The organism is Bradyrhizobium lablabi, assembly GCF_018129385.1.
In the GTDB taxonomy this organism is placed as follows: domain Bacteria; phylum Pseudomonadota; class Alphaproteobacteria; order Rhizobiales; family Xanthobacteraceae; genus Bradyrhizobium; species Bradyrhizobium lablabi_C.
The window spans coordinates 251,768-260,466 of record NZ_JAFCLN010000008.1 but is presented as its reverse complement, the minus strand read 5'-3'; the positions used below and the strand labels follow the sequence as shown (position 1 = coordinate 260,466).

Annotated in this window: 11 protein-coding genes; 6 read left to right on the top strand and 5 right to left on the bottom strand. The window is 62.9% G+C overall.

Going from position 1 to position 8,699, the window contains the following annotated elements:
* Together JQ628_RS18205 and JQ628_RS18200 are read right to left on the bottom strand one after the other, a co-directional pair.
* The coding region (locus JQ628_RS18205) for an IS481 family transposase (RefSeq protein ID WP_212224220.1) at positions 1-950 on the bottom strand (950 nt) is incomplete at its 3' end.
* Positions 951-1,159: 209 nt separating this feature from the next.
* Entirely contained in the window at positions 1,160-1,966 is an 807-nt protein-coding gene (locus JQ628_RS18200; RefSeq protein WP_212224219.1) for an undecaprenyl-diphosphate phosphatase, read from the bottom strand.
* 188 nt (positions 1,967-2,154) lie between these two features.
* Between JQ628_RS18200 and JQ628_RS18195 the strand changes: the two genes are divergently transcribed.
* From JQ628_RS18195 to JQ628_RS18185, 3 genes are all read left to right on the top strand, one after another.
* Complete coding sequence (locus tag JQ628_RS18195; RefSeq protein WP_212224218.1) at positions 2,155-2,847, top strand: glutathione S-transferase family protein; 693 nt, start codon at positions 2,155-2,157, stop codon at positions 2,845-2,847.
* The gene (gene queG / locus JQ628_RS18190; protein ID WP_212224217.1) at positions 2,796-3,989 is read left to right on the top strand and encodes a tRNA epoxyqueuosine(34) reductase QueG; all 1,194 of its coding nucleotides are present in this window, start codon (positions 2,796-2,798) and stop codon (positions 3,987-3,989) included. The genes JQ628_RS18195 and queG overlap by 52 nt, the downstream gene beginning before the upstream one ends.
* A 149-nt stretch (positions 3,990-4,138) precedes the next feature.
* On the top strand, positions 4,139-4,936 hold the full coding sequence (locus JQ628_RS18185) for an acyl-CoA thioesterase domain-containing protein (RefSeq protein WP_212224216.1): 798 nt from the start codon (positions 4,139-4,141) through the stop codon (positions 4,934-4,936).
* Between the two features lie 108 nt (positions 4,937-5,044).
* Here the strand turns inward: JQ628_RS18185 and JQ628_RS18180 are convergent, their stop codons facing one another.
* Positions 5,045-5,512 carry a nuclear transport factor 2 family protein gene (locus JQ628_RS18180; RefSeq protein WP_212224215.1) on the bottom strand — a complete coding sequence of 156 codons (468 nt, stop codon included), beginning with the start codon at positions 5,510-5,512 and terminating at the stop codon, positions 5,045-5,047.
* 129 nt (positions 5,513-5,641) lie between these two features.
* Complete coding sequence (locus JQ628_RS18175) at positions 5,642-6,430, bottom strand: alpha/beta hydrolase (protein WP_212224214.1); 789 nt, start codon at positions 6,428-6,430, stop codon at positions 5,642-5,644.
* Between the two features lie 225 nt (positions 6,431-6,655).
* Here JQ628_RS18175 and infC point away from each other — a divergent pair, with 225 nt between their 5' ends.
* Positions 6,656-7,195: a translation initiation factor IF-3 gene (gene infC, locus JQ628_RS18170; protein WP_212224244.1), complete on the top strand. Its 540-nt coding sequence runs from the start codon at positions 6,656-6,658 to the stop codon at positions 7,193-7,195.
* A gap of 164 nt (positions 7,196-7,359) precedes the next feature.
* On the opposite strand, the gene JQ628_RS18165 is transcribed toward infC, so the two are convergent.
* Entirely contained in the window at positions 7,360-7,722 is a 363-nt protein-coding gene (locus tag JQ628_RS18165) for a hypothetical protein (protein WP_349628080.1), read from the bottom strand.
* Positions 7,723-8,059: 337 nt separating this feature from the next.
* Between JQ628_RS18165 and rpmI the strand changes: the two genes are divergently transcribed.
* Both rpmI and rplT read left to right on the top strand, forming a co-directional pair.
* The gene (gene rpmI / locus JQ628_RS18160) at positions 8,060-8,260 is read left to right on the top strand and encodes a 50S ribosomal protein L35 (RefSeq protein WP_029585522.1); all 201 of its coding nucleotides are present in this window, start codon (positions 8,060-8,062) and stop codon (positions 8,258-8,260) included.
* Between the two features lie 77 nt (positions 8,261-8,337).
* Positions 8,338-8,697 carry a 50S ribosomal protein L20 gene (gene rplT / locus JQ628_RS18155; RefSeq protein ID WP_212224212.1) on the top strand — a complete coding sequence of 120 codons (360 nt, stop codon included), beginning with the start codon at positions 8,338-8,340 and terminating at the stop codon, positions 8,695-8,697.
* Positions 8,698-8,699: the final 2 nt, after the last annotated feature.

The following is an 8,699-nucleotide window of genomic DNA, read 5'->3' as shown; positions in this document are numbered from 1 at the left end:
GTCCCTGCGAACGTGTTCGGTCCCGTGGGATTGGCAAGAGCCTGGATGGGAGCTTGGTAGCCGAGGCATTTGAGGCGGGTTCGATTGTAGTCGTGGACGAACTTGCCGAGGAAGGCATTGCGATCGGCGTGGCAGATGAAGGTGCGGCGGGCGCTGCCGCGTTTTTGCTCGCGGCCAATGGCTTCGGCGATGCGCCGATTGAAGCGTTCGACCAAGCCATTGGTTTGCGGGTGGTAGGGCTTGGTCAGGCGGTGGTCGATGCCGCGCTGTTTGCAAAGCTGGTCAAAGGGGTGGTCGCCGGAGGGCTGCCCGGGCGGCTTGCTCTTCTTGTCGACGGCGAAGCGGTCGGTGAACTCGGCGCCGTTGTCGGTCAGAATGGTATGAACTTCGTGCGGGAAGTGCTCGAGGAAGCGTTTGAGAAAGCCGACGGCGGTCGCTGCGTCCCGTCTGGAATGGATCTCGACATAAACGTAGCGGGTGGCCCGATCGATGGCGACGAAGGCGTAGCTCGTGCGACGCTCCAGGGCGGGCAGATGCTTCAGGTCGATATGGATGAAGCCGACGCTGGCGGTCTCGAACACGCCTGCCTTTGGCCGATCGGGCTTGGGACGCCGGCTGATGCCATGACGCTGCAGGCACCGGTGAATGGCGCTGCGAGACAGCTTGGCATTGATGCAGCGCCGCATCACCTCGACGATGTCGTCCAGCGGCAATTGGAGCGAGGTTCGCAGTTCGCAAACTGCCCGCTCTTCCACAGCCGACAGGCTGGTCACGAGGTTTTTCGGTCGGTGCGAATGATCCTCGACGGTCGTTCGCCCGCGCCAGCGATAGATGGTGGTCTCACTGACCCCGAGCTCGGTTGCCAGTTGGGCGGCCGACTTTTTGCTCCGCTGGATATAGCTGCGCGTCTTCGGCGTCGTCGTAGCGTTGGCGTGCAGGTTCAGTTCCATGACACGAGGCGCTCCCTGACAAAGGCCACACCTCGTTCTACACCGATTCCATCCAACCAATCAGCAGGGACCAAACACTTTCGCAGGGACCCATACGCCGCGGCGGGAATGATAAGGACGAGACGGCAGACGGCTTTATTCAACAACAGCGGACGGTGGCCATGGGTCCCTGAGTTCGCAGGGACGACACCGTCTTTGGAGCAATCCGCTCACCGTCCCATCGCCAGCGCGATCAGGCCGAGCGTGCCGACGATGACGCGCCACCAGGCGAACAGCACAAAGCCGTGACGGGTGACGTAGGTCAGGAACGTCTTCACCACGATCATCGCGGTGATGAACGACACCACAAAGCCGATGGCGAGGATGCCGAGATTGCCCGTCGTCATCTCGCCATGGCTCTTGTAGAAGTCGTAGGCAAAGGCGCCGACCATGGTCGGGATGGCGAGGAAGAACGAAAACTCGGCCGCGGCGCGCTTGTCGGAGCCGAGCAGCATGGCCGCGACGATCGAGGCGCCGGAGCGCGACACGCCGGGGATCATCGCCGCGCATTGCGCAAGGCCGATCCAGAAATACATCAGCAGCGGAAAGCGCGTGGCGTCATGCTCGCGCGGCTTGAGGTCGAGCTGGTCGACCCACAGCAGCACCGCGCCGCCGACGATCAGCGTGAAACAGACGACCCACGGATTGAACAGATAGCCCTTGATGAATTTGCCGGCGATCAGGCCGATGACGACGGCGGGCAGGAACGCCACCAGCACGCCGACGATGAAACGGCGATCGTCCGGATTGGTGAGACTGCCGACTGCGACGCGCCACAATTTGGTGAAATAAAGCGCCACAATTGCCAGAATCGCGCCGAGCTGAATCAGGATCGCAAAGCTCTTCCAGTATTCGCCTTCACCAAGATCGAAGAAGCGTTCCGCCAGTAGCAAATGACCGGTCGAGGAAACCGGCAAGAATTCCGTGACACCCTCGATGATGCCGAGAATCACCGCCCTGATCGCGTCAGCCATCATCGCTTAGGTCCATTCCGCTGGAAAAACCGCGCCCTTCTCGCTCATTCGTTCCTGCCTCGCAATCCCCAAAACGCCAAAACACAGGTTGCCTCGTTTCTGCCCTTAAGTATTTTCCAGCGCTTCCCGTGCGGTTGATGGTTTGTTAAAGGCCACGAAATAGTCAGGGCCAAAGCACCCTCAGGAACTATATGTTCACACTGTTTCACCACCCGTTCTGCCCGCATTCGCGCTTCATTCGCCTGGTCATCGGCGAATACGGCCTTGACCTGCGGCTGATCGAGGAACGGACCTGGGAGCGGCGCGAGGCGTTTCTGACGCTCAATCCGGCCGGCACCACGCCGGTCTTGTTTGCCGAGGGCATGCCAGCCATTCCCGGCGCGGGGGTGATCGCCGAATATATCGATGAGGCCTATGGCGAGGGGATGAACGGCAAGCGGCTGCTGCCCACCACCACGGCCGAACGCATCGAGGTGCGCCGGCTGATGGCCTGGTTCAACGAAAAGTTCTTCGAAGAGGCATCCAGCCCGCTGGTCACCGAGCGCATCTACAAGCGCTTCATGAGCGAGGACAATGGCGGCGGCGCGCCGGCGGCCGATGTGATCCGCGCGGCCAAGGCCAATGTGCGCTATCATCTGGCCTATATCGGCTGGCTGGCGCAGACGCGGAATTTTCTGGCGGGCGACCGGCCAACTTACGCGGACCTCGCCGCCGCGGCGCATCTTTCGGCGATCGACTATCTGGGCGACGTGCCATGGAGCGAGGACGAGGCCGCAAAGGCGTGGTACGCGCGGGTAAAATCCCGCCCGTCGTTCCGTCCGCTGCTGAGCGAGTGGCTGGCGGGCGTGCCGGCCTCGCGCACCTACGTGGACCTCGACTTCTGAACGAGACCACAAAACTCGCGCCCTCTGAATTGAAGAGCGCGCTCGCGCGCGAGTCGCAGGCTCTCGGCTTCGATTGCATCGGCGTCACCGGCCCGGATGCGACCGGCGAAGCGGCGAAGCATTTTCAGAGATTCCTCGATACGGGCGGACATGGCGACATGGACTGGCTCGCCGTCAACCCCGAGCGGCGCATGGACCCGCGCGTGCTGTGGCCCGGCGTGCGCTCCATCGTCATGCTCGGCGTCAATTACGGTCCAAGCGACGATCCGCTCACGTTGCTCGAACAGCGCACGCGAGGCGCGATCTCGGCCTATGCGCAGGGCGACGATTATCACGACGTCATCAAGAAGCGCCTGAAGGCGCTGGCGCGTTGGCTGGCTGCAATGACCGGCGACGAGGTAAAGGTGTTCGTCGACACCGCCGCCGTGATGGAAAAGCCGCTGGCGCAGGCGGCGGGAATCGGCTGGCAGGGCAAGCACACCAATCTCGTCTCGCGCGAATTCGGCTCATGGCTGTTCCTCGGCGCGATCTACACCGCGTCAGAACTGCCGCGCGACGAGGCCGACATCGATCGCTGCGGCTCCTGCACCGCCTGCCAGGATATTTGCCCGACTGCCGCCTTCCCGGCGCCGTACAAGCTCGATGCGCGGCGCTGCATCTCGTACCTGACCATCGAGAACAAGGGGCCGATCCCGCACGAATTCCGCAAAGCCATCGGCAACCGCATCTACGGCTGCGACGATTGCCTTGCGGTGTGCCCCTGGAACAAGTTTGCGCAGGAGGGCCGCGAGGCAAAGCTCGCCGCGCGCGCTGAATTGCGCGCGCCTTCGCTGGCTGAACTTGTACGGCTCGACGACGCCACCTTCCGCGCGCTGTTCGCGAAATCGCCCGTCAAGCGCATCGGCCGCGACCGCTTCGTCCGCAATGTGCTGATCGCGATCGGCAATTCCGGCGATACGGCGCTGGCGAGCGAAGCGGTGCGGCTGCTCGGCGACGCAAGCCCGCTGGTGCGCGGTGCGGCCGTGTGGGCGTGCTCTCAATTGCTGGCGCGCGATGCGTTTGCGGCGCTGGCGGCCGCCTCGAATAATGAGGCTAATCAACTCGTCCGCGAGGAGTGGCAGATTGCAAGCAATGCTGCCTGACCCTCACCCTGAGGAGCGCGCTCTGGCGCGCGTCTCGAAGGGCGAGGCCCCAGCCGGGCCACATGGTTCGAGACGGCGCAAGAGCGCCTCCTCACCATGAGGATAACCACCTTGATTTCATCGCGCTAATTCCCCCATGGTCGCCGGCCATGAAAAACCAGCCCTTCTTCTCCAGGCGCGGTGACGCGTTTATCCCCAACCAGGTCTCGAACGGCCCGTGGGACCCCAACTCGATGCACGGCCGTGTCGTGATCGGCCTGCTCGCCCATGTCATCGAGGAGCGCCACGGCTCCGACGAATTCGTGCCGGCGCGGCTGACGGTCGACATGTTCCGGCTGCCGAACATTCACACCCCGGTGGAGTGCACCACCAAGCTGACCCGTGACGGCATGCGCATCAAGGTGGTGGAAGCCGAGTTTATCTCGGGTGGCACCTCCATGGCGCGCGCGTCGTGCCAGTTATTGCGCCGGACCGAGAATGCGCCGGGCAATGTCTGGTCGCCGGAAACCTGGGACGCGCCGCTGCCCGACACGATTCCCGCGCCGACCGATCCAAAACTCGGCATGAACGGCAAATGGACCACGCGCCCCGTTGTCGGCAGGATGGGCTCGCTCGGCCCGCGCCGGCTCTGGATGAGCGAGGTGCGCGAACTGGTCGAAGGCGTGCCGATGTCGCCGTTCGTGCATGTCGCGACGGGCGCCGACTTCGCCAGCCCCTTTGCCAACGCCGGTGACCAGGGCCTCGGCTATATCAATAGCGACGTCACACTGTATCTGCACCGCCTGCCGGTGACGCGCTGGATCGGTTTTGACGTGGTCAACCACCACGCCAGCGAAGGCATCGCAATCGGCGAATGCTGGCTCTATGACGAGAAGGGCCCGATCGGAACATCGACGGTGGCGGCGCTGGCGCAGCGGAAGCCGATGACGAACGTGCCGCCGCCGTGAAAATCACACTCAACCGTCATTGCGAGCGAAGCGAAGCAATCCATTTATCCGCGCGAGGAAAATGGATTGCTTCGTCGCTACGCTCCTCGCAATGACGGAAGGCAGCAGTTAGGCCAGATGCCGCCGCATCTCCGGCCGCGACTTCAGCGCCGCGCCCTGCTTGGCAAAGATCTTCGCAATCCGCTCCGGCGCAAAGTTCATATCGACAAAGGCCGGCGCGGTATTGGCCACTTCGTGATACTCCAGAATCTTCCCATCGCGCAGCTTCATCATCGCCACGCCCTCGAACATTACGCGCGCCCCTTTCGCCTCCGGCAGCGTCGAGCGGTAGCTGAACGTGTAATGCGCGTAGAGCGTCTTGCCGTCGGTGAGCGGCGAATGCATGTCCCAGCGAAAATCGGTCGCGGTGCGATAGAACACGTCGTCGATCATCTCGGCGATTTTCGCGTGTCCCTTGAACGCGCCGTAAAACACGTCGTGATAGACGCCGTCCTCGGTGAACAGCTTTGCGAACGCTTTTCCGTCGTGCTGTTCGACAGCGTCGCAAAAGGCGCGGAGCAAAGCGGATGTGTCCATTGGCGTTTCCCAAACCATTATCGTCATGCCCGCGCATGCGGGCATCCAGTATTCCAGAGACGGTGCGATAAATCGATAGGGCGCGGCATACTGGTTCGCCCGGTCAAACCGGGCGATGACGGCTGTGCGCTAACCCATCTCCGCCACCGCCGCGATGATGCGCGCGATGTCCTGCGGGCGGGACAGGCGGTGGTCGCCGTCCTGGATCATGGTCAGCACCACATCTTCGCTCGGCAGCCGGTGCGCCAACGCAAAGGCATGCTGCCAGGGCACATCGGGATCCTGCGCGCCTTGCAGGATGCGAACGGGGCAGCCGACATCGATCTTGCTGCCCAGCAGCAAATGATTGCGACCCTCCTCGATCAACGTGCGTGTGATCGGATAGGGATCGCCATATTGTGAGGGCCGGTGCCACACGCCCCTGGTCATGATCTCGTCACGCACGTCGGGCGCAAAATTGTTCCACATCAGCGCTTCGGTAAAATCCGGCGCCGGCGCGATCAGCACCAGGCCTGCGAGCGACGCGGGCCCGGCATTGCCCCTGGCAAGTTCGCGCGCCAGCAGCAGCGCCATCCAGCCGCCCATCGACGAGCCGATCACGACCTGGGGACCGTCACAAAACCGCGAAAATACCGCGAGGCTCTCCTCCAGCCAGCGCCCGATGGTGCCGTCAGTGAATTTGCCGCCGGATTCACCGTGGCCGGAATAATCGAACCGCACGCAGGCGCGGCCATGTTCAGCCGCCCAGGCATCGAGCGCGAGCGCCTTGGTGCCCTTCATGTCTGAATTGAAACCGCCGAGCCAGAACAGCCCGGGCCTGCCGCCTCCGCGGGCGCGCACGGCGATCGGGCGGCTAGCGTCGCCTGTGCCGACTTCGATAACAGCCGGTTCCTGTTCTGGTGCGACAGATTCGTTCATCGGCAGGTACTCAGGTTCGGATGAGCGCAAGGTGAGTGTTTGCTTCTTACGCCCTAACGCATTCGGTCCGCTTGCGGAACAGGGCTGGGCGCCCATATCTGGCGGGCGTGACCGAAATGCCGCGCAATCGCCGGTTTTTGGCGCGCCTGAATGCGAGTTCGCTTGCCCGCCGCCGCGTCTTGCTTCAAAATAACGCCTTCCCTTTCACAACTTTGGAGATACCCCATTCGCCGTCCCAATAGAGCCCCGCCCGTTGCGACCAAAGACGGGCCGCGCACCAATGACGAAATCCGCAATGCACAGATCCAACTAATCGACGTGGACGGTACCAACAAGGGCACCGTCGAGACTGTCGTCGCGATCAAGATGGCCATGGAAGCCGGCATGGACCTTGTCGAGATTTCGCCGAACAACAATCCTCCCGTCTGCAAGATCATGGACTACGGGAAGTACAAGTACTCGGCGCAGAAGAAGGCCGCGGAAGCCCGCAAGAAGCAGAAGGTCGTCGAGATCAAGGAGATCAAGCTGCGGCCGATGATCGACGATCACGACTACGACGTGAAGATGCGCGCGATGCAGCGGTTCTTCGAGGAAGGCGACAAGGTCAAGATCACCCTGCGCTACCGTGGCCGCGAGATGGCGCACCAGGAGATCGGCACCAAGCTGCTGGACAAGGTCAAGGCCGACGTCGCCGAGATCGCCAAGGTCGAGCAGGACGCCAAGTTCGAGGGCCGCCAGGTCGTGATGGTGCTGGCGCCGCGCTGAACGGCGGCAGCGTGATCCGGACCCGCAGGGCCGCGTAAGCGCAAAAGTGGATACCGGTTTTCCCTGCGACAAACGCGAAGCGTTTGCGCGGAGATCACGCTCAAACAAGGCGTGAGAATCAAGCGGCCCGTCAGGCGATCTGGCGGGCCGTTTTCTCTGAACAGCTAGCTGCGCGTCGCCTGCCAGGTACCGCTACAGCGGTCGCCCGTGATGATGCCGCTCCAGCGGCCGGCGCCGGAATTTCCGACCAACCGTCCGCCGCCGCTGGCGTGGGAGGCACCGACCTGGACCGCCACGGCAACGCCGCCGGCGCGGTTCACCGAGCCGGAGACGCGGCCGCCGCCGGCCGAGGAGACCCGGCCACCGGTCACCAGGAAAGGTACGCTGTAGCCCGAACTGCAATTGCCGCGGGTGGTCGCGAACACCGTGGTCCAGGTGCCGTCATAGGCGCTGCCCCGTCTGGCCGCGTCGGCCGTGCCGGGTAGCGCCGTCACCGCGACCGCGGCAGCCACAAGGAGGGAACGCATGCGAACGCGCGGGAGTGACGCGAAATATCCGGAAGACATTGTGAATCTGCCCATTTCTTCCTGTCCAAGGAACCCGTCAGGAACCTGCCATCGATTGATGACAGCCCTTCGTCAAACTACCGGCCCCTCCGGTTCATTCTTGAACGTTCTTGCCAATCCGGCCCCGCTCTGCCATAAGCCGCACCTTCATCGCCCGGCTGATAAGGGCTGCCGTGGTCGATGCCCGTGCGGGTTGTTTCATTTCGGAAATAGCCAAGCACTTTCAACGCTCTAACGAGCATTTTAGCCGCGAAAGCGTCCCTCGGGCGCGTCTTTCCTGCGGCCATAGGAGAGCCAAATGCCCAAGCTGAAGACCAAGTCAGGCGCCAAAAAGCGCTTCAAGGTGACTGCCACCGGCAAAGTGATGCACGCCCAGCGCGGCAAGCGCCACGGCATGATCAAGCGGACGAAGAAGCAGATTCGTCAGCTCCGCGGCACCCGCGTGCTGTTCAAGACCGACGGCGACAACATCAAGAAATATTTCTTGCCGAACGCCTAAAGCGTTCGTCGTCACGTACAGCCGAGCCGCGTTCGCGCGGCGATCCGTCACCTCATTTCTGATCAAGGATACCCGTCATGTCTCGCGTCAAACGCGGTGTGACCTCACACGCCAAGCACAAGAAAGTCTACAAGGCCGCCAAGGGCTTTTACGGCCGCCGAAAGAACACCATCCGCGCCGCCAAGGCCGCGGTGGAGAAGGCCGGGCAATATGCGTTCCGTGACCGCAAGCGCAAGAAGCGGACGTTCCGCGCGCTCTGGATCCAGCGCATCAACGCCGCGGTGCGCCCGTTCGGCATGACCTACAGCGTCTTTATCAACGGCCTGTCCAAGTCGGGCATCACCGTCGACCGCAAGGTGCTGTCGGATCTCGCCATCAACGAGCCGGTGGCGTTCCAGGCGATCGCGGAGAAGGCCAAAGCCGCGCTTGCGGCGTAAAG

What these genes read in the sequence shown, in the direction of transcription:
- JQ628_RS18200 (WP_212224219.1), bottom strand. Translation starts at nt 1,966, where the DNA reads ATGATGGCTGACGCGATCAGGGCGGTGATTCTCGGCATCATCGAGGGT.
- JQ628_RS18195 (WP_212224218.1), top strand. Translation starts at nt 2,155, where the DNA reads ATGTTCACACTGTTTCACCACCCGTTCTGCCCGCATTCGCGCTTCATT.
- JQ628_RS18185 (WP_212224216.1), top strand. Translation starts at nt 4,139, where the DNA reads ATGAAAAACCAGCCCTTCTTCTCCAGGCGCGGTGACGCGTTTATCCCC.
- JQ628_RS18180 (WP_212224215.1), bottom strand. Translation starts at nt 5,512, where the DNA reads ATGGACACATCCGCTTTGCTCCGCGCCTTTTGCGACGCTGTCGAACAG.
- JQ628_RS18175 (WP_212224214.1), bottom strand. Translation starts at nt 6,430, where the DNA reads ATGAACGAATCTGTCGCACCAGAACAGGAACCGGCTGTTATCGAAGTC.
- JQ628_RS18165 (WP_349628080.1), bottom strand. Translation starts at nt 7,722, where the DNA reads ATGCGTTCCCTCCTTGTGGCTGCCGCGGTCGCGGTGACGGCGCTACCC.
- rpmI (WP_029585522.1), top strand. Translation starts at nt 8,060, where the DNA reads ATGCCCAAGCTGAAGACCAAGTCAGGCGCCAAAAAGCGCTTCAAGGTG.
- rplT (WP_212224212.1), top strand. Translation starts at nt 8,338, where the DNA reads ATGTCTCGCGTCAAACGCGGTGTGACCTCACACGCCAAGCACAAGAAA.